The organism is Marinobacter sp. (assembly GCF_048259445.1).
Lineage (GTDB): Bacteria > Pseudomonadota > Gammaproteobacteria > Pseudomonadales > Oleiphilaceae > Marinobacter.
The window spans coordinates 1-26,242 of the sequence record NZ_JBLXHQ010000014.1 but is presented as its reverse complement, the minus strand read 5'-3'; the positions used below and the strand labels follow the sequence as shown (position 1 = coordinate 26,242).

The window sequence follows — 26,242 nt, the reverse complement described above, 5'->3', positions numbered from 1 at the left end:
CAATTTTATTCGGATGCCGCAATGAGGCTGGCGTTACCACCGGCCGCGGTTGTATCTACGCAAAGATGACGCTCAATCACAAAACGCTCATCAAGAGTATGTTCGGTGATCAGAGGCAGCAGCGCACCGTCACGTTTCGCCAGAGCCAGACGATACTTCCGCAGAAGTGGTTGCTCAGCACAACTCACGACTGCTTCAAAGCCACTGGCAGTAGCCAGTGCTTCCGGCTCAAGATTACCTTCAACGCCTACAATTGGCAGCCCGGCCTGTGCTGCGCGACTCACGGTGTCTCCAACGCCCGGTGCGATCACCGCCACTTTGTTACCCTGCGACAGCGCCATGGCAGCCTGTGCCAGCGCCGTTTCCTTGTCTGGCCCAAGACATATCACCACACCACGTGCATGATTGGTGAGCCGGTTAAGCTCACCGGTTGGTCCCGGCAACTCTTCCGCGTGGGCATCCAGCGGCTCAGGCACCTTCCCGAAAATCGGCTCCAGGGCTTCAGTTCTGGCTTTTGGCGCCGGCGCTTTGAGCTTGCCAAGGTTGCCAATCAATCCTTCCAGTTTCTTGCCATCGATCGCTTTACCACCCGACGCTGCCGGCCGCTCGGCCGTGGGTCCTTTCAGGAAGCGGCGAACGTATTGAGGGCCGCCTGCCTTTGGCCCGGTTCCGGAGAGCCCTTCACCACCAAACGGCTGAGAACCAACAATCGCACCGATCTGGTTACGGTTAACATAGATGTTGCCAACCTTGACCCGGCTGGAAATGCGGTCAACCCGGTTATCCACCCGACTGTGGATGCCGAACGTCAGCCCATAGCCTTTGGCGTTAATCGCATCGACGACCTTGTCGATCTCCTTGGCCTCAAAGGTAGCTACATGCAGTATCGGCCCGAAGATCTCTTCTTCCATATCTTCGATACCGTTGACTCGCAGCACAGCAGGTGAAACGAACAGCCCCTTTTCGGGTACCGGGAGCTTTTTAAGCAGGCGACCTTCGCGTTCGAACTTATCGCAATGATCCACGATCTTCTTGCGGGCAGCCTCATCAATAACCGGACCCACGTCTGTAGAAAGTGCCCAGGGATCACCAATCCCCAGCTCTTCCATGGCGCCGTAAAGCATTTCCAGCAGGTTCTCGGCTATGTCTTTTTGCACATAGAGCATACGCAGCGCAGAGCAACGCTGGCCCGCACTCTGGAAAGACGATGCAAGTACGTCCCGAACCACCTGTTCCGGCAGCGCTGTGGAATCGACAATCATGGCATTCAAACCACCGGTTTCCGCCACCAAAGGCGCATCCGGGGCCATGTTTTCAGACATCACTTTATTGATACGTTGGGCCGTCGGCGTGGAGCCGGTAAAACAAACGCCTGCCACTCTGGAATCAGAGGTGAGCGCAGTGCCCACAACAGAACCCGATCCCGGCAACAACTGAATCGCATCTTTTGGAATGCCCGCTTGGTGCATAAGTTCAACAGCACGGAAGGCAAGCAACGACGTTTGCTCCGCTGGTTTCGCAACGACTACGTTGCCGGCCGCCAGATTCGCCAGAACCTGACCCGCAAAGATTGCCAATGGGAAGTTCCAGGGCGAGATACAGCAAATAACGCCGCGAGCCTCACCATTGTCGTTAATGCGCACACCTTCGTTGGCGTAAAACTGCGAAAAATCCACCGCCTCGCGAATTTCGGCAATGGCATCCAGCAAGGATTTGCCTGCTTCCCGGGTTGTCAGTGCAAACAGTTCGTGGGCATTCTCCTCCAGAAGGTCTCCAACTTTGCGAACACAGGCTGCACGATCTTCTGCAGACATGGCGGACCAGGTAGTGAAGCCTTGCTGAGCGGCGGTAATGGCAGCATCGACATCGGCTTCATTAGCCTGCGTAATCTGCCCGACCTGATCATCCGGGTTAGCCGGATTTTTAACGTCCAGCACTTCGGTGCCGGTAACATCCGCAGCAATAAGCGGGCCGCCAGTCCAGCGGTGACTACGGAATGCATCGCGTCCTTCGTTGATGCGCGCAACCGTGACCGGATCGGTAATATCCCACCCTTTGGAATTGCGGCGATTGGGGCCAAACAGGTCCGCAGGCCGCACAATCACCTTACTGGAAAGGTTTTCACCCAGCTCCTGGACTGCATCAATGGGATCCTTGGCAATCTCCTCAGGGGTGATGCTGGTGTCTACAATCTGATTGACGAATGAGCTGTTGGCTCCGTTTTCGAGCAAACGACGCACAAGATAAGCCAGCAAATCGCTGTGTTTACCGACAGGTGCGTAGATCCTGCAGGGCACACCACTCTCTTTGAGGACCTGGTTGTGCAACGATTCGCCCATGCCGTGCAAGCGCTGGAACTCGTAGCTTTTGAGACCTGCGGTTTTAGCCAGTTCCAGAATGGCCGAAACCGAGTGCGCGTTGTGGGTAGCGAACTGCGAATAAATACGATCGCTCATGCCCACCAGTTTTTTGGCACACGAGAGGTAGGCGACGTCACTGCATGCCTTGCGCGTGAACACCGGGAAATCGCTCAGGCCCATCACCTGGGCACGCTTGATTTCGGCGTCCCAGTAAGCACCCTTCACCAGGCGAACCATGATGCGACGGTCAAGCTTTTCAGAGAGCGCGTATAACCAGTCAAGCGTATAGGAGGCACGCTTGGCAAAAGCCTGAACAACCACGCCAAAGCCATCCCAACCAGCCAGTTCCGGGTCGGACAAAATCCCTTCGATAACATCCAGTGAGAGGTCGAGCCGGTCCTGTTCCTCGGCATCAATATTGAAACCCATATTGGCAGCCGCCGCTTTTTTGGCGAGCATCAGGGCGCGGGGCAGCAACTCAGCCATCACCCGGTCCTTATGGCCGTACTCGTAACGAGCCAGCAGTGCAGACAGCTTTACCGAAATGCCGGGGTTTTTGCGCACATCGCCTTTGCAGTTTTTGGCAATGCTATCAATGGCGCTGGAATAGGACTCGAAATAACGACGGGCATCGGCATCGGTACGTGCGGCCTCACCCAGCATGTCGTAGGAATAGGTGTACCCTTTTGCCATGTAAGACTTGGCTTCACTCTGCGCTTCTTCGATATCGCGGCCCAGAACAAACTGGCGGCCCATTTCCTTCATGGCCTGGCCTGCAACCGTGCGAACCACAGGCTCACCCAGGCGCTTGACCAGCTTGCGCAGAGTCTCACCGACGGTTTGACGCTCGGAATCCTTCAGCAGGTTGCTGGTCATCAACAGAGCAACCGTCGTGGAGTTGATAAAAGATGACGTCGCTTTGCCGACGTGAGCGCCCCAGTTGCCTGAGGTAATCTTGTCTTCAATCAATGCATTGATGGTAGTGCTGTCGGGCACACGTAACAGCGCTTCCGCCAGACACATAAGCGCCACGCCCTCTTTGGTCGTGAGCCCGTATTCCGCCAAAAATTTCTCCATGATCGTCGACTTTGCGCCTTTGCGAACACTGCGCACCAGATCGGCCGCACGGGCGGAGATAGCTTCGCGCTCTTCCCGGGACAACTGAGCGTCAGCAATCATCTCGTGAATGACTTTATACTCATCTTCGAGATAATAATCGCGAATCGCTTGCCGGCTTTTGGCAAGTTCGGGAGTAACTGATTGCTGCGATAACATAGTTGTACCTCTCAGTTGTTTGTCTTTTCCGCATTCTACCGATAACGACAAAGACTATTTCACTGTAAAAACCAAAAGCACACGTCACTTCGGCTTTATTTAGCTTCAAAGATGTAGCAATTCTCCTTTTCGAAATGCCTTTTCAGGTAAATTAACTTAAACTGACCAGACCTTCGGTTCCGGAGCTGCTGCGCTATCCGGTATTTTCAACCTACAGCATAGCGCCCCAATCGATGACTTGCCCGAAAGTGACGGTTTAGACGCCTACCGTATGTCTACGACCGCTAGAGAGGGGAAGATCAGATGACTGTAGCCACATGGGGAAGATGACAACCAACATGAGCGAGCTTGACCGGATCGATCATTCCATTATTCGTGAGCTGCAAAAAAATGCGCGGATTACGATCACCGACCTTGCCTCTCGTGTCGGCCTGTCCAAAACCCCATGTCAGGTGCGCATGCGGCGGCTTGAGGAACAGGGCTTTATTACCGGCTACACGGTGCTCGTAAACCAGACCAAGCTGGGGCAAAGTCACATCGCCTTCGCCCAAATAACCCTGAGCGACACCAGTAGCGACGCACTCAAGGCCTTCAACAAAGCCGTCAAAGAGATTGCGGCGGTTGAGCAGTGCCACATGATTGCAGCCAACTTCGATTACCTGATGAAGGTGCGGACCCGCAACATGGCAGAGTACCGGCAGGTGCTGGGCGAGCAAATTTCCGCCCTGCCCCATGTACTGCAAACGAGCACGTTTGTGGTGATGGAAAATGTAAAAGATGTGGGGCTCTGAAGCGCGTGGTCGCGGTAAGTAATTACTTGTTGACTCGGGCCAGCCCCAGAGAAGACACATGAAGGCCAAGTTCACTTCGGTAAAGCGCATTGCCGATACCCAGTACAATATTCTCTACCGTAAAGTTGGATGACACGGCGCTAGCACCGCCGATGGAGCGTGATTCCAGAACGAGCACCAGCCGAAGCAAATCCAGCAGCCGGATGACCAGATCCAGAATGCCGAAATCACTCGGTGCATCATCGATACGGGATATAACGTAAGCTCTGGCGGCCTCTACCACAAAGGCTTCGTGGTCAGTCAGATGCTCGGTACCCATACATTTGATCGATTCAACGCGCTGCTCTCGCTCGCGCCTGATAGCCTCCATACAAACCTGGCCGGAGTTCTCCGGCGTATCACCTCCACGCAGAATGCCCGCGAGACGGAAATCCACTTTTCCCTCGCTGCGCATCTGGTCATACTCGTTTTTCAGGCTTTCCCTGGCATGAGGAAAATACCGGCGGATTGCAGTCTCGCGGGCTCGCTCCAGATCTTCGGTCGTCGCCAGGCTTACCAGCGAACTCATCACGCGAACACAGTGGAGCAGATGCTGCCAGCGAACCGGTTCGATCGAGACCGGGTTATCCGGAAGCACACGTTTGGCAGACACAAACTCGAAGTAAAGAGCGGTCACTTCCTGTTCCGAAAAATCAGACGTACGAATAATCCGCCGCAATCCCAGCTTTTCAATATCCCGCAAAAGACTGGGGATCAGCATCAGAACATAATGTTGCGCGCCTTCCGATATCAACATGTCTGATGACTGCTCCACCATGAACCAGCCCTTACCATAGCACCAACCCCCTGCAATCGCTGCTTCCATTTCGCCACAGCGAATCAAGCTTTTCTGGCCGACATTCTGCTATAACGACCATTGGCGCTAAACTCTCAAGATTCATCCACTAATAACAACAGGCCCGCCATGAACCCAAAACTCGTTTATCCCAAGCGAATCGTTCTCACAATAGTTGTTGCCGTGCTGGGCATCGCCGGCTGCGACTCCGGACCGGCCCGGGAAGCTGGAGCCAACACTGCCGGCCATACAGCTCCAACGGACATGACCAGCCGAATTAACAAGGAAGTGCTTGAACAGCGACCCTTCAGCAATCGCGAAGACTTTGAGAACGCGCGCCGCGGCCTGATTGCTCAGGATCCAGACCTGGTTGTCCAGGACCAGAACAATAAGGCGATCTGGAATATGCCTGAATATGCGTTTATTGATGAGGATGGCAACAATGCGCCCGCCTCAGTCAATCCAAGCCTGTGGCGCCAGGCTTCACTCAATAACATCCATGGCCTGTTCAAGGTCACCGATGGCCTTTACCAGATCCGCGGCTACGACCTGGCCAATATGTCGATCATTGAGAGCGACAACGGCTGGATTCTGGTGGACCCGCTGACCTCACGCGAAACCGCAAGCAAGGCCTTCTTGTTCGCGCAGGAACACCTCGGCAAGAAACCTCTTAAAGCAATCATCTTTACCCACAGCCATATCGATCACTTTGGCGGTGTGCTGGGCGTGCTCCAGCACCTTTCAGAAGACGAAAAACGCGAACTGAGAATTATTGCGCCGGAGGGTTTTGAAGAGGAAGCCACCAGCGAAAACATCATCGCAGGGCCCGCAATGACGAGGCGCGCCATATACATGTATGGGAAGCGACTGGAGCGCGACGATCGCGGCCACGTGGGAACAGGCCTCGGCAAGGGCCCGGCTTTCGGCAACTTCGGATTTGCCCAACCAACTCAACTGATCAGCAAAACAGGCAGTGAACTGACCGTTGACGGCATTCGGATGGTCTTCCAGATTGTCTCAGGCTCCGAAGCCCCCGCTGAGTTCACTTTCTATCTACCCCAGCTCAAAGCTTTCTGTGGTGCCGAACTGGTAAGCCGGAACATGCACAACCTTTACACACTGCGAGGCGCAAAAGTTCGCGATGCACGCATCTGGAGCGCTTTCATCGACGAGGCCCGAAACCAGTTTTCCGAGGCAGACGTCTACTTTGCAAGCCATCACTGGCCATTATGGGGGCAAGACAGGATTCAGGACTTCCTGATCAAACAACGGGACACCTATAAGTTCATTCACGACCAAAGCGTTCGCCTTATGAACCGTGGTTTCACCCCCAACGAAATCGCCGACAACCTCAAGCTCCCGGCCGCTCTGAATGAAGATTTTCACAATCAGGGCTACTACGGAACCGTCTCCCATAATTCCAAAGCGGTGTACCAGCACTACATGGGATGGTTTACCGCCAATCCCGCAAAGCTGGACCCCTTGCCGGAAACAGAAGCGGCTGAGCGTTACGTCGAGATGATGGGCGGCGCTGACAGTATTCTGGAAAAGGCGCAAAGCAACTTTGACGCCGCAGCTGGGATGAATACGAGCGAAGGCAAGAAAACCTATCGTTGGCTGGCAGAGCTTCTGAACCATGTTGTCTTTGCCCAACCGGACAATGAGCAGGCCACAACCTTGCTGGCAAAGGTTTACGATCAACTCGGGTATCAGGCCGAATCAGCACCCTGGCGCAATTTTTATCTAACTGGTGCCTATGAGCTACGCCATGGAGGGCCTGCGGAGGGTATCAAGCCTGCAACAATGAAAGATGTATTGCTCAATACGCCCGTCTCACTGTTCTTCGACAGTATGGCTGTGCGCCTCAATGCAGACGATGCTGAAGGTGAGTCCCTGAGCATCAAGGTTACTTTCACCGACCTTGGCGAAAGCTACCTGTTAACCCTGGACAATTCGGTACTGCACAACCGGAAAACCGCCAGTGATACACCCGCAGACGCGACACTGAACCTGACCCAGCCATTGTTTGTCGACATTCTGATTGGCGAGGCGGGATTGAAGGACATGCTGTTCAGCGACGAGATCAGCTTTGAAGGAAGCAAACTGGACCTCCTCGGGTTCTTCAGCATGCTGGACAAGCCGGAGGGTAAGTTCAACATTGTGACGCCCTGAACCCTACGCCAGCCTTCCGGATACTATCCCGGCAAGGCTGGCTCCATTTCTCTGTCCTTGGCACGGCGCGCCATGTGAAGCACTCCAACACCGAGCGCCATCACCAGCAGGGTAAGCCAGAGACCATTCGTGTAATTACCCTCTACGTCAGCCAAGTAGCCCACAACAGCAGGCGCCAGCATCTGGGCAATGCCGTAGCTGAAGGTAAGCCGGCTCATGGGCCGGGAGGGGTTTTCCGGGAACACCCGCCCGACCATTGCCAGCATCATGCTGACAATGCCGATAAAGCTGGCGCCGTAGATAATGGCGCTGAGCGTGACGCTGAACATGCTGGTATTAACAATCAACATCAGAATGCTGACGGAATTGAGTGCGTAGGCAAGATACAGCGCTGTCCACTGGCCCCAGCGGCGCGAGAACACATCCCACAGCCAGCAGGCCGGCGTGGCCGCCAGCCCGGCAATCAGCCAGATAAGCCATCCTCGGCCACTGAGTTCCGGCATGGATTCGGCAATCGCCACCAGAAAGGTTGCCGTCACCACATACCCGACCCCTGCACAAAAATAGGCCAGCTGCAAAATCATGATAAACCGGCTCCGGCCACCGTTGCCCGATGTCCCACCGGTTCTCGGCAGAGCGCAGGCACGGTAGTCTGGCATCCAACGCCAAACAGGAAGCATAAGTGCCAGACCAACCAGCCCGTAGATTACCCACTGCTGATCCCAGGTGAAGGAATCTTTGATAAGTTCTGCCAGCACAGCCGTAAGAACAATCCCGAGCCCGATGCCCGAAAAGAACACGCCAAGCTCGGATTTTTCATTGTTCTTGATCAGCCAGCTCATCAGCAGGCCGGCGCCCAGCAGCATGCCTGCCGAGGTACTAAGCCCGGAAACAAAACGCAGCAGATACCACAGCCAGATGTCGGTGGTATACCCCATCAGAATGGTTGAGACTACTGCGACAACCAGGCCAAGCTGGTAAAACCTTACTTTGAGGCCAAGATCGCTGATTCGGGTAATCAGAAGCGCACCGGTGAGATAGCCGGCGTAGTTCACCGTAGCCAGCAAGCCCACAACAGACTGGCTTAACCCAAGCGCGTCCATCATCTCGGGAATCATCGGCGTGTATGAAAACCGGGCTATCCCGACCATCACCACCACCGCGATCACGCTGGCTGCCAGCACTTTTATTGTTTCTACTGTTTTCACCGGGTTTTCCTGTTTCCGGACAACTTGAAGGCCGCTTAAGATCAGGCGCGGCTGAGGAACTTACGCTCCTCCACATTGATTTTGATGCGATCGCCAGTCGAAATATGCTCGGGAACCTGAACGACCAGTCCGGTTGCCATTCTTGCCGGCTTGGTACGCGCGGTCGCAGAACCGCCCTTGACGGAAGGATCGGTTTCCTCGATTTCAAGTTCCACCGTGGGCGGCAGTGCCAGAGCAACCGGTGCATCACTGACCAGAACCACCATAACGCCTTTGGTCTCTTCACTGATAAACAGCAGCTCCTCGGCAATCGCTTCCCGATTGAGGCTGTACTGCGTAAAGTCTTCGGTATCCATGAAGACGTATTCTTCGCCGTCAGAATAGGAGAAGGAAGCTGGCCGGCGCACGAGATCGGCAAGGTTCAGCATATCGGAATCTTTAAACGTTTCGTCGATTTTGCTGCCCGTTACCACGTCATACATACGCATGCGGTAGAGGCTGCCACCTGCCCGTCCCTGAGGAACAGAACGCTCGATGTCCTTGACGAAATAAACCCGGCCTTCATATTCAACCGCAGAATTCTTTTTGATTTCACTTGCTCTAGGCATTTTTTAAAGCTCCAAAACAATCTCTGAACGCATCCATACCGGGCAGAAGCCGGCGTATTTTACACCCGACAATTCTAATCGCAGATCTGCCCCGCTGATACAGGGCGAGCGAACACTATAAGCCAATCAGCAAAAAGCTTCCTGGCGCTACAACCGGATTCACATAAGAAATACCAATTTGATGTAAGCTATGCCCCATTGTGACCATCATTTTGCCCTTACACTGAAAGGTTTTATGAAAGTACCCAAGAGATTACAGCCCCTGGTCGACGACGGCATGGTGGATGAAGTGCTCTACCAGCTTATGAGCGGTAAAGAAGCACAGGTTTATGTTGTGCGGTGTGGCGAACAGATACGCTGCGCAAAGGTGTTCAAAGAAGCCCAAAAGCGGAGCTTCAAGCAGGCCGTTGAGTACCAGGAAGGCAGAAAGGTTCGCAACACACGCCGGGCGCGGGCCATGAGCAAAAAAACCCGCTATGGCCAGAAGGAGCAGGAAGACGCCTGGCTCAATGCCGAAGTGGATGCGCTCTACCGCCTGGCCGAAGCTGGCGTGCGCGTGCCGGCGCCCATGGGCTTCGTGGACGGCGTGCTGCTGATGGAGTTGATTGCCGATGAAGACGGCAAGGCTGCTCCTCGCCTGGATGACGTCACCCTCACTCCGGAGCAGGCCCGGGACTACCACGGCCGTGTTATCGCAGAGATTGTGCGGATGCTGAGCGCCGGGCTGATCCATGGTGACCTGTCAGAATTCAACGTGCTGGTAGACGCCAGCGGTCCCGTGATCATTGATTTGCCCCAGGCCGTTAACGCCGCAGGCAATAATAACGCCGAGCGTATGCTGGAACGTGATGTCGACAACATGCGCCGCTATTTTGGTAAGTACGCTCCTGACCTGCTGGTTACCGATTATGGTAAGGAGATCTGGGCACTTTACGAAAGCGGCGACTTGCACCCCGACATCAAACTGACCGGGTGCTTTGAGCACGATACCGCCAGTGCCGATGTGGAAGAACTTATGGCCGTGATTGACGCCGCCAAAGAGGAAGAAAGGGAACGGCTGGAGCGCATGCAGGAAGACGACGAGGATTAGCGCTCGTCGTCCGGCCGCCTACCAGGCAAGCCAGATAACATGCTTTGCGCCTTTGCCGGGACGATGGGCCCGCACAGTAACGGCCTCAGCCGAAAGACCGGCACGCTTCAGGCGCTCGGTAAACGCTGGATCCTGCCCTGCTGACCAATATGCCAGAATCCCCTCTGGCCGTAACGCTTCCTGCGCTGCGGCAATGCCCGCCGCAGAATACAGCCAGTCGTTTTCCTTACGTGTAAGACCCTCCGGACCATTGTCGATATCCAGCAGGATAGCATCATAACTGGCCGGAGATTCCTTGATCAGCTGAACCACATCACCGATGTGCACCCGGGCACGAGAGTCTTTCAGTGGGTAGCCCGAAGCGCTGCCCAGGGGGCCCAGATTCCACTGCTCTACCTCTGGCACCAATTCGGCAACGGTCACTTCTGCGGTATCACCCAGAGACTGCAAAGCCGCCGCAAGGGTGAACCCCATGCCCAGCCCACCAATCAGCACCTTCGGGGCGGGGTGATCTGCAATGCGCTCACAGGCCAGCGTTGCAAGCGCGTCCTCAGAGCCGTGAAGGCGGGTATTCATCAGCTCCCCGCTGGTGCCGGCGATACGGATGGAGAATTCATCATTACGCTGCAACAGGCGCAGTTCTGTGCCCTTGCCGGGGATGATCGCCGTGCCTAACAACTCAAAGCGAGCCATAAAAACCTCTGAAGATGGAATTCCGGGGGATGTGGGTGAGGGCCGCAGTAAATCAGATTTGAGCGAGAATTGCCCGCTCAGCTGTGCCAGGCAGTATGCCGGTCAGCCAGGATTCAACAACAACCTCACCCAGCTGATTCGACAGCACGGCTTCCGCTTTTGCTCGGTTTTGCTCATCAGCCTCGATAATGGTGAACACGCAGGTAATCGTATCGCCAAAATAGACGGGCCGGCGGAACCTGAAGTTCATACCGGATGCCAGCCAGCCAATCTGGCCACCCACTTCAGTAATCATGCCGCCGACCAGCAAGCCATGGCAGATTTTTCCCCGAAACCCCTTGGCAGCAGTAAAGTTCTCATCGTAATGAATAGGGTTCATATCCCTGCTGATTTCGCCGAACGCTACTGTGTCATTCTCGGTAAAGGTTCGGGTAACCGTAAAAACATCACCAGTCTTGAGGCCCTGAATGGCCTGTTCTCGAATGTGTGTCACTCAGGGTTCTCCGGAATCCAGTGTGGTAGTTAAAAGCCTAGGCCCGCGCGGCGAGGCGACGCTCAACCCATGCATGATAGAGCTTCGCCAGAGCGGGCCTAATCAAAGGTAAAGAAATCAACCACGCCAGCGGTTTCAACACGAATACTCGCGACATCAGCAGTATATAAGCGTCCATCTCGCGGTGAATTTCGCCCTGATCATCCTTCACGTGCAGTTCTCGCAGCGCTTTGTCCGGATCTACGCCCTGCTGGAGCAGTTCGTCGTCCCGGCCTGTGATATCAAGCCATTCGACAGACTCACCGGTCTTCCCCGCCAGCTTTTCATACCAGCGGCGATCCTTGATGCAGGTAGAGCAGGAGCCATCGTAGAAAACGATCAGCTTGCCTTGCGTTCGATTCATAAGAGCCCTCCAACTATCGCGAAAGCCTGAATGGCACTTTATCACATCCAGCCACCCGGCTTTATTCAGCCAGCCGACTCCGGGCTCAGGCGCATATTTACTCTCGCTGCCACCAATAAAATGGTAGAAATGCCTGCGAGCGAATGGCACGGTTAAACTCCTTTCCCGGCTGATTGAACCTGGTGAAACGTCCGGGCTGTTCGCTCAAACGTTAGGGCCATACGCTCGAACATTCCCTCAATAGTTGCGGTTTGCGCATCCGGCTCTTTAGCATCGAAGATAGCTCTCAGCAGCCCTGCGCTCGCCTCCCTGAACCTGGAGTTCATGTTGCCACTCGCACTCATCAGATAGGTGTCTGCCAGCACTTGCTGCCACTCAGCAAGCTTTAAATCCACAGCGGCACTTCGATGATTCTTTATTCGCCGACGCAGGCGAATAGACATGTGACCAATATTCAGCCCGGTAAAGCCCAGATCCGTCATGACACGGCTGGAACTGCCCGACCCTTGATCATAGTTGGCAAGTCGCAAAAGGCGCTCCCCCATACGGCCGTTAAACCAGTTTTCGGGCCGGCGCTGATCATCAATAGCGATCAGATCACGAGCCGTGGCCCTGAGCAAACGGCGCTGCATTAACTGGCCGTCCAGAGGGGTAATCAACTTGAATACCCAGTAGAGAATACTGATACCAACAAACAGCCCCAAAGCATTGCTTGTCGCAACCTCCGCACTGAAAGTCATCTGGTTGCCAGGCTGCACGACGAGCGTGAAAGCGACGCAGAAGCCCAATCCGTATGGCAGTGTCGGTCGGTCTGCAAGCGCAAGCAAACCGATAAAATAGGGGCCGGCCAGCACCAGAACCAGCATTTCAAAGTCTCCACTGCTTCTCGACAACAGCCCCAGCCCGAAAAACAATGCCACCGGGATGGCTACAATTACCCCGAGCAGCAAGCGGCGCAACATCGGCGTCAACACAACCAGAGAAAATCGGGCAAACATCACCGAAAAAACGACCGGCATAATCATCAGCATAATAGCCGCAGAGCTGCCGGTGCCCAACCATACCGTTGCTCCGATCACGAACACGACTGCGGTCCGGAAGCCATTTACTACGCCGATCAATGGGTCTCTGTGGGTTTTCAGCTTTGAGGCCTTCAGCAGCGTCTGGTCGCGATTTTCAAGCGCATTATAGGCTCGTAATACCATGACCAGGTCTGCCACCAGTTCCACTGCCGTCTGGGTGAGACGGGTCACAATGGCAGATTCATCGATGTAGGCAGCCTTGTGCTCCAGCAACGCTCGCCTGAGAGCCTGCGACTGCTGGTAGGACTCCTCATAGTTGTCCGCTTGCGCAACCTTGATGAAATGGCTCCGCATGTCTGCCAGCAACTTGCTGAAAGCTGGCGATACCAGATCCGGATGATTCCGCGGGAAGCGCCCCATAATCTGTGCGACTGCCAGCAAAGACATCACTTTGTTACAAAGAAGGTTTGCGGCCCGGCTTCTCCCTGGTCCCTCAGGCCCTTCATAGGCAACCGCGCTGGAGTCATCATTCAGAATAACGAGCGTTTCCAGAATCTCATCCGCATGCTGGTGGCGCTGTTCATGAGTGCTATGGGGATCCAGCTCCAGCGAGAGGTACTCAAGCGTATCGTTGATCACGTCACGGGCGTTGCTGCGGAGACTGTTCTTCACCGTTACTGGCCAAAACAGCCGGCTGACCAGCATCGCACAGAGGGCGCCCACGGCAATTTCACTGATACGTGACTGGGCAATATCGAAAACTGCGCGCCCGTCCGCAGCACTGGCGTCTGCCATCACCATGATAACCACCAGACCCGCCGTCATCCCGGACATCGCGAAGGCATAAATGAAGTTGGCGTTGTGCACCATGGAGGAGGCAGCGGAGTTCAGGCCGATCCAGAGTGTGAGACAGGCCAGCGCCAGCAGAGGGTAAGGCATGAAAAAGGCAAGAATCAGGATGCCTACACCCCCCCCCACCACCGACCCGAAAATCTGGCATAGCGCTTTTTCAATCACCAGCCCGCTTTCCGGACGGATCTGCAGGAAAACGGCAGACACCAGCGCCCAGTATGGCCGGTCAAGCTCAAGGTACATCGACACGAACACTGCCAGCGCCATGGATATCACTCCTTTCAGAGCAAATATCACCGCGTGCCTTTTTGGTGTCAAAAGCTGAGCCAGCAGAGGGTGGAGCGTCATGAAAGTTGCTCCGTTATTCTTTACCCGGGTCTGTTTCCAGATATATGGAAACGGTCATGCCGGCACTGATATTTACTTCTTCCGGGAATGGATCGAGCGCTATATCAACCGGAATTCGCTGGGCAAGACGCACCCAGTTAAAGGCTTGCTGCACCTGAGGCAACATCTGGTTATCACTGGCGGTATTCGGATCAGCGATTCCGCGAGCGATGCTGACCACCTCGCCACTGAGCTTTTCGCCGCCAGAAAGCAGTGTAATCCGGGCTTTCTGCCCTACTCGCACCAGATGCAGCTTGGTTTCTTCAAAGTATCCGGTCACATAAAAAGAGTCGCTTTTGATCAGTGATAAAACCGCAGCCCCACGGGACACATAATTGCCCCGGCGCAAGGAGAGGTTGTTGACAATACCGCTTTCCGGCGCCCTCACCTGCGTCCGCTCCAGATCGATCCGGGCCGTATTGAGCTCGGCTTGTGCAAGCAGATAGCTGGCCTTGGCCGACTCGGCCCGAATGCGGTAAGCCTCCAGGCTCTCCTCGCTGATGGACTGGCGATCGGCCATATTCTGCCTGCGGTCATATTGATGTCTCGCCAGATCCCAGGCTGTGCGCTCCTGGGAAAGCCGCGCGTTCCGTTCCGCAAATTCCGCCCGATAGCGAGTATCATCTATGGTGAAGAGGGGGTCGCCTTTACTGACCGCCAGGTTGTTTTTCACGCTAAGCCCGGTGACCCAACCAGAAACGTCGGGCGCAATGGTAATGACATCAGCCCGGATCCTGCCATCCCGGGTCCAGGGCGAATAAAGGTAATGATCCCAGACCCAGGTGCCGGCAAAAATCGCCGCAGCTACCGTCAGTAATGTCAGTCCAATACGCCCCAGTTTTTCCATGCGAGTCCCTTAATCTCCGAACAGATAAACGATAGCAGCCAGGTAACAGACGAACACAGCCACATCAAACCAGGCCTCCCTCCAGATATAGCGGCGAAGGCCCGAATGGTGCAATACCAGTCGCGTAGCGGCCGTCAGCAGAAATGCCAGGGGCGCCAGCACCAGCAATGGGCTGAACAACATTCCACCAATACTTATCTCGTGAAGCATGTCACCCCTGTTCCCGCAAATTTTTCGACGTAATTTGCTATCCAGCGTCTGATGATAGGTACGATTCAGGCAATTGGCCAACTAGCGTATGCTATCAACAAACAGCCGGTACACACGCATGAAGCGAGTTTAAAAGAATGTCGTCAGCAACTGTTTTTGCACTCTTCGCCACCGCCTTCATCGCACTGGCCATTTTTTATCTGTTCTTCTACCGATCCTGGCGGCGGGAGCGGGAACTGAAACACCCCTTCCCGAAGGTCTGGCGAAAGCACCTGCGTTCAACAGTACCTCTATACTGCCAACTACCGAAACGCCTTCAGAAAATTCTGGAACAACAGATACAGTTGTTCATTGCCGAAAAAAACTTCTACGGGTGCGACGGCTTTGAGGTAAATGACCGCGTACGGGTAGCTGTAGCCGGCCATGCCTGCCTTTTGACTGTCATGCGGTCATATGCGGATTATGATGAAGTTCGCAGCATCCTTGTTTACCCGGATGTGTACAGGGTACAAGCTTCGGAGCGCGACGGCATGGTCGTTGGCGTCAGCAATCAGGTGCGGGCAGGTGAAGCTTCATCTCTGGGGCAAGTGGTCTTGGCCTGGTCAGAATGCGAAAGTGGAGCCATGCAGGCGAAAAGTCCACACAATGTAATCCTCCACGAGTTTGCACATCAGCTTGATTATCTGGATGGGTCGGCAGACGGGGCTCCGCCATTGAGCGGTGACCAGGCCAAAGAATGGCAGCAGACCATGACCATTGCCTACGACGACCTCAGACACTCCTTGAAACACCACCGCAACAGTTGGCTCGACCCTTATGGCGCCACAAAACCCGCAGAGTTCTTTGCGGTGCTGACGGAAACCTTCTATCAGCAACCACAACATCTCAGAGAACAACAGCCCGCAGTGTATGACCAGCTGCGCGCCTTCTACAAAATAGATCCTGAAGAGCTGGCCCGAAGCTAACCCTCCAGTCACTACCGTTAAGCGGTCAGGCCCAGACTCTCAGAATCCTTCTCGATGCTACGATCCAGTAGCTCCAGGTAGCCAGCTTTGGTTTTCACCTTGGTCTGGGCATGGGCCTTCATATTCAATTTCCGGAACCCTTGGGCAAGCTCGTTCGCGCGGATCAGAAGCTGATCCGGCGCGACCACTTCATCCAGATATCCGGCTACAACTGCGCCTTCCGGGCTGTAAATTTCGGCGTTGATCACCGAACGATAGAAGTGTGCAGGTGCCAGGCGGTGGCGTGCAATCTCGATACCAGCATGGTGCATGGTCATACCAATGGCCACTTCATTGAGGCCCAGCTTGAAGCTGCCCTCAATACCAACCCGGTAATCCACAGACAGCATGATAAATGCACCTTTGGCAATGGCGTGGCCACTGCATGCACCTATAACCGGAAGCGGAAAGGCCGCCAGACGACGAGTGAACTTTGAGCCCACAGCAACCAACGCAGCCGCTTCCTTCATGCCCTTCTGCATCTCCTTCAGATCGTAGCCGCCGGAGAAGATGCCTGGCTGGCCGGTCAGGATAACCACAGCCTTGTCCTGTTCTGCACGGTCAAGAGCCTGGTTCAGCTCTGTAAATACGTCGTGGCTCAGGGCGTTCGCTTTTCCGTTGTTAATCACGACTGTCGCGACGCCATCGTTCAGCGTGTAACTTACAAAATCTGTCACCGGCATATCCTCTTGGTGGAGTTAAGTCTGATTGCGCAGAACTTTGCCAGCTTATGCGGGCCGCCACAAATCATTCTTCGCCAGATGCCGGTTTCTCAAGTACGACGCCGGAGCGACAGCCTCAACTGAGCGCTAAAACCTTTCTTCGACGACAGTGGTATCAGATAGTTGTCACCATCCTGCTCGGCTTTGCTGCCGCCGCGCTCACTCCATCGTTCATCCGTGGTGACATAGCGCAGATTCCAGCCGTCTCCGGACGGGGTCATTTTTAGCGTAAGCGTATCCCGGTAAAGATATTCACCCTCCACCCGATGCTCGGTCCAGAGCGCCCCGTCAACAAAATAATCCGTAGCAGAGACCGCAAGTTCAACGGTCATAACCATCGTTCGCCCGCGCTCGACGGTAATTTTCGAACTATCAAGAAAGGTCGAGAACAATACAGGAGAGCGAGCGGAATCCAGCCCTGCCTGCTTCGGTTTCATCATTTCGTCGAACTTGCGCAATACAGCACTGAAGGTTTCTCTGCGCCTTTCAGTCAAACGAAAACTGCGTGCGCCCCGGGGTGATACGGTGGCTTCAAAATAATAGGAAGCACGAACCCGACGCCCTTCTTTTTTCGCCTTCTCTACCGATGGCGGCAGCGGCAGAGATTCCACATCCATCACGCCGTCTACGCGAACATCTCCGAACAGGAACCGCACCATATTCTGGTAGCCATCCTCGGAATTAACGATGCCATAGGGACCGCTGTGGCTGCGGTAAACGAAAGCCCTGGGCGCGCCCTGAACCGTAGCATTCTCAATGGCTACCAGGCCATCACTCATCTTGCCGGCAAGCCACTTTGAAACACCTTTGGCGGCACCATAGTCCTGCTGATTGGTACCGACCAGACAGAAAAACCGGTCCGGATCAAATTTGCCACCCAGAGAATCCACTCTTTCCGGCCTGCCATCCAGGCTCAGATAACCCGCCATGGTTTCGCGATTGAAGTTATTGATGTCCCATAACCCGAGAAAAGAAGGTACGTTGATCCCCGCCATTTCTATGCCGTTGTGTGGCGTCGCATAGGTAAACACCTTATCCACCATATCGCGTATTGCCGGTGTACTGATTCCGTCATTCTGCAACAGACACCGACACACGAGCCCCCCCATTGAATGTGCTACAAGATGCACACGGAATTCCGCCAGCAAATCCTCGTCGTCGCCACACAACTGACGCCGGACATTAAGAATCAGATCGCGAAGCTGCAGCGCTGCAGCGGGTATCGAGAGAGGCTTGCCATCACCAAAGTCCCTGTCCGCCTGGTCATAATAACGATAGATGATGACGGATTTATGAGTAATGTCCCGGTCGATCTCGGCACCATCAGAGAAGGCATCTGTATAGCCGTAATCTTTCATCAGGCGCATCATCGGTGATTCGAAGACCTGCTTGTAGATTGTTCCATCCCAGGACTGGCGAACCTTGGTCGCGCCCAGGTTAAAGCCCATATAAGGCATGGATACGGTATCGGCAATTTCACTGGCAGTCATGGCGTAGCCACGAACGTAGATGATGGGGTGCAACTGGCTCATGAGGCATGCTTCCTTTCAGGCTGATCCTGCCCCGCAGGCATGCGATATCCGTTCCGTAAAGCTCTTTATCGGGAAATCGCCAGTACTTGCAGAATGCACGCAGAGCTCAAGCTCAGGTAGTTTTAGAAAAAGTGTAAAAAAGGCTGACGGCAAAACCTGTCTTTAAAAAAAATAGTACCGAATCATTTGAGCCACAATCAGCAAAGCCACCAGTGGAAAAATGAACCGTGTGAGATTGCCATAGCTACGACCCTCATCTTTCGGCGCATATTTCTCTACCAGAGGCAGAATAACAATCAGCGACAGAAACAGAACGGCGAGAATAATCAGCAGGGTTCCCATAGGTAACTCCTTTCCAAAAGACCGCAGTACCTCAACAGGCCGCAGCCGCAGATCAAGGCTTCAATTCAATCGTCGGCTTTTGTTGCTTGTCTCCGCGCAGGGCACAGAACTCCTGAATTTCTCCACCCTTGTAGCGCACGTTCACATTAAAGCCGGCACCCGGCGTGTGATTTAACAAAAGTATACGCTCTTGGCCCGGCGCAAGGCGAAAAGCCTGTATCGATGACTGCGTGTCTGCCGTGCCAAAATCCAGCTTTATAGCCTCGACAGCGACCTCACTGCGGTTTTGGAATGTTACTTCCATCCCGTGAACCGGGGCGGTATTACGCCCGATAGCCCAACCGATTGCTAAAGCAATGATGAGAGCCAAGTAAAAATAGCGACGGCGCATATTAGGGCGACCAGTCACACCTCTGGTGTCGGGATTTTCTGTCATAACAAAATACCTCCTGTTGGATTACCTCGCCAAAACGAGGAAACCTGACAAGCCCGGGAATACGAAAACGCTCCGTCAAAGCCCATTAGCCGATCTTGATGCAATTTCGACCACTGTTCTTGGCAAGATAGAGTGCCTTGTCGGCTCGATTAAAAACCGATTCCTCGGTGTCACCGGAGGCAAAGCTTGCCAGACCAGCAGAGAAGGTAATCGTCAGCGGTTCTCCACCAAAGTGAAACGGCAATGCACTAACGTGTGCTCGAAGCTCGTCTAAAACCGTGTGTGCGCTATCAGGAAGCGTTTCCGGAAACAACAATACAAACTCTTCACCGCCAAAACGAGCTGCAAAGTCACTTTTACGCACGCGTTTCTTGATTTCCCTGGCCAAAAGCTGAAGCACCTTGTCGCCAGCCTTGTGACCATATGTGTCGTTCACGCGTTTGAAAAAATCTATATCCAGAACGCTGAGAGTCAGCGGATACTGATAGCGCTGCCAGCGATTAAGCTCAAAGGCGACCCTTTCTTGCCAGGCTTCGCGATTGGGAAGCTGTGTAAGCAAGTCTGTCATTGCGCGCTCGCGCTCCTTGCGAACCTGGCCCTGCATCTCTTCCGAATGCGTTTCCAATAGCGCGACCTTCTCACGCATGGCTGTTAACTCTTCGGATAGCGCTTTTTCTCGTTCCGATTCCTGAGCCTGGAAGCGGCCCACCACGTTGCCGATACTTTCCAAATGGCGGCCGACCGAGTGTTTCAGTTCCTGTAGGTCATCGCTGGCTTCGACATGCTGACCAACCAACTCGATCTCTGCTCGAATTTCTCGATCAAGCGCTTCCGCCGCTGCTTGACGGCCAACTTGAGCACTCGACTGCACCGAAAAATGCTGCTTCAGAGCCTCCAAACGCTCGTCCAGTCGTTTGAGAAAGCTCTCAAATTCGCGCTGACCACGGGTAACGGACGCAATCACCAGATCTGCTACCTGATTCAGCCCCTCCCTCAACTCTTCCCAGCTATCGCTGGTCAGAAGCGACCTCTGCAGATTTCTTGCATGCGCTTCTGCCTCCGCCTCAAGAGAAACCTGAGTGAGTAGCTGCCCAATCAGCTGACCAACACGCCGGGCAATCAAGAGTCGCTGACCATGGTCCACGGCAGTAACAGGCAATAAAGACTCGGAAGGATTCTCGGATACCGGCTCGGCCACAACTTCGGTGAGCTGCTCATTGCGGTTTCTCACCGCTCGGGACGGAGCGTCATCCAGCAGGGCAACCTCGCGATCGATCTGTATTTGCAGCTCTTTCCAGGTAGTCACATCAACGTTGTTCTTGCGCAGATCAGATCGAACAAGAGCAAGCAAACGATCCAGCTCTGGCGCCTGACCTTCGGAGGCCAAGCTGGTGCGCACCAGCATGCGCTCAAGCGCATTGCGCTCGGTCTTCCAATGTTTCTCTCTATATTCAGCAGACTTTAGTTCATTAAAATACTTTTCTTTCCAGGATTGATCTGATGTCATGGGCTGTTATCTTCCTGTTCCAAAGGCAGATTATGACGGTCGCGTTCATAAAGACGGCGGGCCTTTAGTTGGCTCTGGCCGCAAACTTCAGCCATATTCCGGAAATCAGGATCAGCATATACCCTTGCGGTGGCTCTGTCCTTGCGACCAGTGCCATCCGCAGCCCCGCCCTGAATTTAGTTGATCTCAATCATTCAATGAGCAGCTGACATAGATTTCGATATACCCACAAAATCTGTGGATAACTTTGTTAAAAGACGCAGGACAAGTAACCTCACGCCAGTTAAAACGGGCGTTCGGCAAAGATGACCGTTAACTGACCAGATCATTTACTGTTCACCGGGTCTCAGCAGCCGTTGCTTTTCAGCCACTGGTCGATCTGCCCCTGATTCATGGCGCCGCTTTGGCGAGCCAGTTCCCGGCCATTGCGGAACAGAATCAGCGTAGGAATGCTGCGAATGCTGTATTTCCCTGCAGGACCCTGGTGTTCTTCGGTATTGAGTTTGGCGAAACGAACCTTACCCAACCAACCACGGGCCGCCTGCTCAAATTGTGGCGCCATCATTTTGCAGGGGCCACACCAGCTCGCCCAGAAGTCCACCAACACAGGCAAGTCGCTGCGGCCGGTGTGCGCGGCAAAACTCTGCTCTGTAAGCTCCAGCACACACCCTGGCCACAGGGGTTGCTTGCAGGCCCCACAATTACCACCGGCTGCCACGCGATCTACAGGCACACGGTTTGTTTTGTGGCAATGGGGACAAACGACATGCTTTACGCCATCACTCATGGATTCACCTCATATAACCGTTAACAGATCACGTTTATGACAGTGCGTCAGAAACTGGATAACTCATCCTGCAGATCTTTTTTCAATTCATTGGCTTCCGTTATCCAAACGCTTTTATCAAGACCGGGAAACACACCCACCTGAAGCCCGTCTTTCGTCAAGCCCGGCACCCATTTCTTGAAAAAGTCCGGCAGCGAGATGCTTTTAGGACTCAAATCGCTCGACCCCCCGGCATACTCAACAGCAAATTCCGAACTGGGCCAGACTGGCAGGTGCTTCACTCCGTCGTCTTCCGACACGATCGAAAGAAAGCGGTTGTCTGAATTAACCAGTATCCAGATCTCGCGCTCTTCCAACACCCTGCTTAGAAAGTAGTCATATCGCTCTTCGCCGCTCGACTCGAGCACACCCGTTAACCGCTCATCACTCATAATCTGCTTCTCTGTTTAATAAAATGAGGCCTATGGTGCCTTAATGCTGGCGCGCTGCGCTTTCCGATACATCCAGGCCAGGCCCAACAGGGCAAGCCCCAGCCCCATAAAGGCCGCAACCCGCCAGAGCCCTTGCAGGCCGGCCATGTCAATCAGGAAAATCTTGCCGATGACGATGCCGAGCAACGCCATGCCCGCCTTATACATCACAATATGGGCACTTTTCGCCGAATAAACCGTTGAGTAGATAATGGCTGCAATGGCATAGAGCATACCAACCACCGAATAGGTGTATAGCTCGCCCTCTGCCATGCCGTACCAAAGCGCCATATCGCTGCCTTGCCAGAGCTGACGGATTTCCAGGGCTGTGAACACAAGGAAACCGGCTGCCGCAACACACAGCGACCAGAGTCTGGGCGCGATCTCCGGGAACCGGCTGATCACAAGCGCCAGCAGCACCGGGCCACCAAAGGCGGGGAGCAGCATATTGAAAATGGGCGTACTGCCAATAGTGCCGTCACTCCACCAGGGGTTGTGAAGAGTGAGCAGCGTGAGATAGCTGATTCCGGAAAGCGCCAACAGAATCCATGAAAACAGTCGGTAGAGCCAGGCCAGTGACTGGCTGGCTTTTGCCCGCACGGCATAAGTCACACTGAGCGCACCCCACAGCAGCGTATTCATTGTTGCTTCAACAAGGCTGTATTCGTGGACAAAAATATCGCCGTCATAGAGCCAGTAACGTAGCTCAGTGCCCAGGAATAACACCAGAAGATGCAGGGTTGCGCCTTCAAGCCAGGGGCGAATCGAGTGATTTCTATCGGCAAGCCTGGTTGCAGCAGCGGCAAGCAGCGTTGCGCCGCCATAGGTCCAAAGCGACCAGTGAGCCCCGGCATCGTAGCCCTGTAGCCAGGGATTGAAGGTAAGCCGTGCGACAACCAGTGCTAACACGCCTTTCAATAACAGGTAAAGCTCAGGCATCTGGTAACGCCGGGCCAGCCAGGTGAGGCTGACAAACTGAACGGATAACGCCAGCGTGAGCGATGCCTCCCGAAAAGCCATCACGGTGGCCAGCGAATAACTGAAGTGCGCTGCCATCAATGCCCAGACGACCCCATTGCCGTAACGGGCACGCCCCTCCATGCGCCAGGCCAGAACGCCGTAAACAGCGCCAAGTAAGACAGTAGTAACCGACCACACGGCTGATGTTTCGCCGTAGCCGTGCAACAAAAGCCAACCAAGCACCAGCCACACCAGCGGTGAGAGCAGCGTCAGCGAGGCCCAGCGTCGCTGATCAGGATGGTGGCCCCACAGCCATAGACCAAGGCCCGTGGTAATTATTGCTGCAGCAATAAGATAGCTGACAAAACCCGCCTGCTGCGCCAGGGGGATTTGCACCAGATAGATAAGGTCGCCATCCATCCTGCCCATATAGAGCAACCAGCCGGCAGCGCTGGCCAGAACGGCTCCCCAGGACAGGAACCAGAGGGTTCCACGCCCGAGAACCTCGCGGCTTTGCGGAATCAGCGACGCTGCAGGCAGCATAAGCAACCAACTCCAAAACAACGGGTTATCAGCAGACTGATGCGCAATCGAGATGCCCCATACAGCCAATAGCGGCAGAAATGCCTCACGCAAGCGCGAAGACGCCGCCTGCTCTGCCCCGGGCAAGAGTGCAAAAACCACAAACAGCGCTGCCAGATACCAGGCAGTTGCCAACTCAGACGGCGCCGCAGCAACCGTGACTGCCCACCATAGCAATGCACCGGCCAGGGTGGCGTACCATAACCAGTCACGAAAAACGTACCGCATTAACAGAAGTGAGCTGAGGGTGATTACGAAGCTGTAGGTAAGCACAAAGGCAACACTGCCATCCTCTCCACCAATCAACAGAGGCACCAGATAGGCACCGCTCAACCCCATGATCGCCAGCAGAGGACCATGCACCAACGCCAGTGCCATGGTCGCCAAAGATACGGCAGCCAGAATCATTAACCCGGCTACAGGATTGATCAATTCGTAGTGGTGAACACCCGCAAGCAATGCAGCATAAAGGGTAACGCTACCTCCACCCGCCAGTGCGGCAAATACCTGATCCGTACTCATGTGGCGCCGGCGCAGGAACTCAGCGCCTGCATGCAGGGCAAGACCTGTAGCGAGGGCAAGTAGTAATTGCTGCACAGGGCCGATCAGCCCAGCGTTGATGGAGTGACTAACCATAAAAATACCGGCCAGCGCGACACTCAGGCCACCAAGCCACACCATCCAGTTTTCTTTCAGTGCCGCAAAAATGCGGGAGGGTTCACGGGGCTCGACCCAGCCACCCATCTCTGCCTGGGATTGAGGAGAGCTCGACCACTGTGCTTCAATGATTTCTTCGGCTGTCCTCCGCCCAGACCTGGCCGGCTGTTCCGGGACAACCTCTTGAGACTCTCCCGGCAGAGGTGTCTGAAGAGGTGTCTGTAAAGGTGCCGCTGGTGCAATCGGCGGGGGTTGAGTTTGCTTGGCTTGGAGACGTAATTCGGCAACCTCAAGGTGCAGAGATGCAACCTCGTGACTCAGCGCCTCAATACGGGAAGATTGCTCATTCCGTTTGCGAAAAGCCAGAAAACCAAGAACGGAGCCCAAAGGTATGAACAATGCCAGACCCACACCAAGAAGAATCAGTATTGCTTCCAAATCCCTTTTCCCTTTTTAAAATCCCGTCAATCGCGGCGTGAGCTGCCGAGGCCGTGTGCAGTCTAACGTCTCCGTAGCAATAGCTCACCCGGAAAGGACACTACCCAAAAGGAGCACTTTACGTTAAGGTCAACTTTGTACAGTCTGAACTGGTTTTACCCAAACCGGAAAGACTGACAACGGGAGCTGAACTGCAACGCCGGCAGGCTTGCATAAAGCGTTCTATACTCTGGCAAAACACCGGCGGATAGAACAAGGCTCCGTAACCTGACGAGGCCCTCACAAGGGGCATTCTGTTCCTCAAGCCATCACCCCAGGAAGAGGATTATGACAACAACAAAATCCAAAACCGTTTATACCCCCGTTTTTTCGGACGGTGCAGAGTACCGCATTCCGACGTTTAAACTTCTGAAACAGGACGGCTCGCTCTACAAAGGCGGCAAAGCCCCTGACATCGACAAAGAAAAAGCTCTGCGAATCTATCATGCGATGGTTACCACCCGCGTGCTGGATGAGCGCATGCTTGGCGCTCAGCGCCAGGGCCGCCTGAGCTTTTACATGCAGTGTACCGGTGAGGAGGCTTCCGTTATCGGCAGTACCGCCGCGCTGGATGACGCCGACATGATCATGGGCCAGTACCGTGAGCAGGGTGCGCTGGCCTATCGCGGGTTCACCATCGACGAGTTCATGAACCAGCTGTTCGGCAATGAAAAAGATTACGGCAAAGGTCGTCAGATGCCGGTCCATTATGGCTCCAGCAAACTCAATTACATGACCATCTCGTCGCCGTTAGCCACGCAGATTCCCCAGGCGACCGGCTATGCCTATGGCCAGAAAATGGCTGGCAACGGGCATTGCACCATCGTTTACTTCGGTGAGGGCGCAGCCTCGGAAGGCGACTTCCATGCTGGCCTTAATATGGCAACCGTGCATCGGGTACCCGCTATTTTCTTCTGCCGCAACAATGGCTATGCCATTTCCACCCCCGCTGATGAGCAATTTGCCGCCGATGGCATAGCACCCCGTGGGTTTGGCTACAAAATGGATACCATTCGTGTCGACGGAAACGACCTTCTGGCTGTTTATCAGGCCACCGAAGCCGCCCGAAAACTTGCCGTGGAAGAGAATCGCCCGGTGTTGATCGAAGCCATGACCTATCGCCTGGCGGCGCATTCTTCATCTGATGATCCTTCCGGTTATCGCAGCAAAGACGAAGAGGCCGTGTGGCGCGAAAAAGACCCCATATTGCGCATGCAAAACTGGCTCAAAAAGCGCAAATGGTGGAGCGACGGCGAAGAGAAAGAGCTGCAGGAACGCCTGCGCCGCGAAGTGCTTGAAACCATGAAGCGCGCCCAGAAACTCCCTCCGCCTCCGCTGGAGTCCCTGATAACGGATGTTTACGACGAAGTGCCTCCGTTGCTGAACGCGCAGTTTGAAAAACTCAAAGCACACATTCGCAAATATCCGGACGAGTATCCCAAGTCGGCTGCTCACGTTCAGGGAGGGGCATAACATGGCCAAGATGAACATGCTGCAGGCCATCAACGATGCGCTTGATA

General features: G+C 54.5%; 23 protein-coding genes. 5 read left to right on the top strand and 18 right to left on the bottom strand.

What is annotated here, in order from left to right:
- Positions 1-5: 5 nt before the first annotated feature.
- Positions 6-3,635 (bottom strand): bifunctional proline dehydrogenase/L-glutamate gamma-semialdehyde dehydrogenase PutA, encoded by a 3,630-nt coding sequence (gene putA / locus ACN0RL_RS11325; RefSeq protein ID WP_417516781.1) that lies wholly within the window; start codon positions 3,633-3,635, stop codon positions 6-8.
- 338 nt (positions 3,636-3,973) lie between these two features.
- Here putA and ACN0RL_RS11320 point away from each other — a divergent pair, with 338 nt between their 5' ends.
- Positions 3,974-4,426: a winged helix-turn-helix transcriptional regulator gene (locus ACN0RL_RS11320; protein WP_417516779.1), complete on the top strand. Its 453-nt coding sequence runs from the start codon at positions 3,974-3,976 to the stop codon at positions 4,424-4,426.
- 22 nt (positions 4,427-4,448) lie between these two features.
- On the opposite strand, the gene ACN0RL_RS11315 is transcribed toward ACN0RL_RS11320, so the two are convergent.
- The gene (locus ACN0RL_RS11315; RefSeq protein ID WP_417516777.1) at positions 4,449-5,291 is read right to left on the bottom strand and encodes a hypothetical protein; all 843 of its coding nucleotides are present in this window, start codon (positions 5,289-5,291) and stop codon (positions 4,449-4,451) included.
- A 99-nt stretch (positions 5,292-5,390) separates the two neighbouring features.
- On the opposite strand from ACN0RL_RS11315, the gene ACN0RL_RS11310 reads away from it, so the two are divergent.
- Positions 5,391-7,433 carry an alkyl/aryl-sulfatase gene (locus ACN0RL_RS11310; protein WP_417516775.1) on the top strand — a complete coding sequence of 681 codons (2,043 nt, stop codon included), beginning with the start codon at positions 5,391-5,393 and terminating at the stop codon, positions 7,431-7,433.
- Positions 7,434-7,456: 23 nt separating this feature from the next.
- Here the strand turns inward: ACN0RL_RS11310 and ACN0RL_RS11305 are convergent, their stop codons facing one another.
- Entirely contained in the window at positions 7,457-8,641 is a 1,185-nt protein-coding gene (locus tag ACN0RL_RS11305; protein ID WP_417516773.1) for a YbfB/YjiJ family MFS transporter, read from the bottom strand.
- Positions 8,642-8,682: 41 nt separating this feature from the next.
- A complete protein-coding gene (gene yeiP / locus ACN0RL_RS11300) occupies positions 8,683-9,249 on the bottom strand; it encodes an elongation factor P-like protein YeiP (RefSeq protein WP_417516771.1) in 567 nt (188 codons plus the stop codon).
- 235 nt (positions 9,250-9,484) lie between these two features.
- Between yeiP and ACN0RL_RS11295 the strand changes: the two genes are divergently transcribed.
- Complete coding sequence (locus tag ACN0RL_RS11295) at positions 9,485-10,339, top strand: PA4780 family RIO1-like protein kinase (protein WP_417516769.1); 855 nt, start codon at positions 9,485-9,487, stop codon at positions 10,337-10,339.
- A gap of 18 nt (positions 10,340-10,357) precedes the next feature.
- On the opposite strand, the gene ACN0RL_RS11290 is transcribed toward ACN0RL_RS11295, so the two are convergent.
- Genes ACN0RL_RS11290 through ACN0RL_RS11265 form a run of 6 tightly spaced genes read right to left on the bottom strand, consistent with a single transcriptional unit; the run spans position 10,358 to position 15,246 of the window.
- On the bottom strand, positions 10,358-11,032 hold the full coding sequence (locus tag ACN0RL_RS11290; protein WP_417516767.1) for a hypothetical protein: 675 nt from the start codon (positions 11,030-11,032) through the stop codon (positions 10,358-10,360).
- 52 nt (positions 11,033-11,084) lie between these two features.
- Positions 11,085-11,525: a MaoC family dehydratase gene (locus tag ACN0RL_RS11285; protein ID WP_417516765.1), complete on the bottom strand. Its 441-nt coding sequence runs from the start codon at positions 11,523-11,525 to the stop codon at positions 11,085-11,087.
- Positions 11,526-11,562: 37 nt separating this feature from the next.
- Positions 11,563-12,078, bottom strand: a complete 516-nt coding sequence (locus ACN0RL_RS11280) for a thiol-disulfide oxidoreductase DCC family protein (RefSeq protein ID WP_417516763.1) — start codon at positions 12,076-12,078, stop codon at positions 11,563-11,565.
- Positions 12,079-12,080: 2 nt separating this feature from the next.
- Positions 12,081-14,150 (bottom strand): FUSC family protein, encoded by a 2,070-nt coding sequence (locus ACN0RL_RS11275; RefSeq protein WP_417516761.1) that lies wholly within the window; start codon positions 14,148-14,150, stop codon positions 12,081-12,083.
- Between the two features lie 13 nt (positions 14,151-14,163).
- Entirely contained in the window at positions 14,164-15,036 is an 873-nt protein-coding gene (locus tag ACN0RL_RS11270; protein WP_417516759.1) for an efflux RND transporter periplasmic adaptor subunit, read from the bottom strand.
- Positions 15,037-15,045: 9 nt separating this feature from the next.
- A complete protein-coding gene (locus ACN0RL_RS11265) occupies positions 15,046-15,246 on the bottom strand; it encodes a DUF1656 domain-containing protein (RefSeq protein WP_417516757.1) in 201 nt (66 codons plus the stop codon).
- 137 nt (positions 15,247-15,383) lie between these two features.
- Here ACN0RL_RS11265 and ACN0RL_RS11260 point away from each other — a divergent pair, with 137 nt between their 5' ends.
- Entirely contained in the window at positions 15,384-16,211 is an 828-nt protein-coding gene (locus tag ACN0RL_RS11260) for a zinc-dependent peptidase (protein WP_417516755.1), read from the top strand.
- Between the two features lie 17 nt (positions 16,212-16,228).
- On the opposite strand, the gene ACN0RL_RS11255 is transcribed toward ACN0RL_RS11260, so the two are convergent.
- From ACN0RL_RS11255 to ACN0RL_RS11220, 8 genes are all read right to left on the bottom strand, one after another.
- Positions 16,229-16,927, bottom strand: coding sequence for a crotonase/enoyl-CoA hydratase family protein (locus ACN0RL_RS11255; protein WP_417516753.1), 699 nt, complete (start codon positions 16,925-16,927; stop codon positions 16,229-16,231).
- 95 nt (positions 16,928-17,022) lie between these two features.
- Entirely contained in the window at positions 17,023-18,504 is a 1,482-nt protein-coding gene (locus tag ACN0RL_RS11250) for an esterase/lipase family protein (protein WP_417516751.1), read from the bottom strand.
- Positions 18,505-18,666: 162 nt separating this feature from the next.
- Positions 18,667-18,846, bottom strand: coding sequence for a hypothetical protein (locus ACN0RL_RS11245; RefSeq protein WP_417516749.1), 180 nt, complete (start codon positions 18,844-18,846; stop codon positions 18,667-18,669).
- A gap of 52 nt (positions 18,847-18,898) precedes the next feature.
- Positions 18,899-19,282: a hypothetical protein gene (locus ACN0RL_RS11240; RefSeq protein WP_417516747.1), complete on the bottom strand. Its 384-nt coding sequence runs from the start codon at positions 19,280-19,282 to the stop codon at positions 18,899-18,901.
- 85 nt (positions 19,283-19,367) lie between these two features.
- Positions 19,368-20,789, bottom strand: coding sequence for a diguanylate cyclase (locus ACN0RL_RS11235; RefSeq protein ID WP_417516745.1), 1,422 nt, complete (start codon positions 20,787-20,789; stop codon positions 19,368-19,370).
- 346 nt (positions 20,790-21,135) lie between these two features.
- On the bottom strand, positions 21,136-21,576 hold the full coding sequence (gene trxC / locus ACN0RL_RS11230) for a thioredoxin TrxC (RefSeq protein WP_417516743.1): 441 nt from the start codon (positions 21,574-21,576) through the stop codon (positions 21,136-21,138).
- 47 nt (positions 21,577-21,623) lie between these two features.
- On the bottom strand, positions 21,624-22,007 hold the full coding sequence (locus ACN0RL_RS11225; RefSeq protein ID WP_417516741.1) for a DUF2750 domain-containing protein: 384 nt from the start codon (positions 22,005-22,007) through the stop codon (positions 21,624-21,626).
- 30 nt (positions 22,008-22,037) lie between these two features.
- Positions 22,038-24,683 carry a DUF2339 domain-containing protein gene (locus tag ACN0RL_RS11220; RefSeq protein ID WP_417516739.1) on the bottom strand — a complete coding sequence of 882 codons (2,646 nt, stop codon included), beginning with the start codon at positions 24,681-24,683 and terminating at the stop codon, positions 22,038-22,040.
- Between the two features lie 327 nt (positions 24,684-25,010).
- On the opposite strand from ACN0RL_RS11220, the gene ACN0RL_RS11215 reads away from it, so the two are divergent.
- The gene (locus tag ACN0RL_RS11215; protein WP_417516737.1) at positions 25,011-26,195 is read left to right on the top strand and encodes a thiamine pyrophosphate-dependent dehydrogenase E1 component subunit alpha; all 1,185 of its coding nucleotides are present in this window, start codon (positions 25,011-25,013) and stop codon (positions 26,193-26,195) included.
- Positions 26,196-26,242 lie beyond the last annotated feature (47 nt).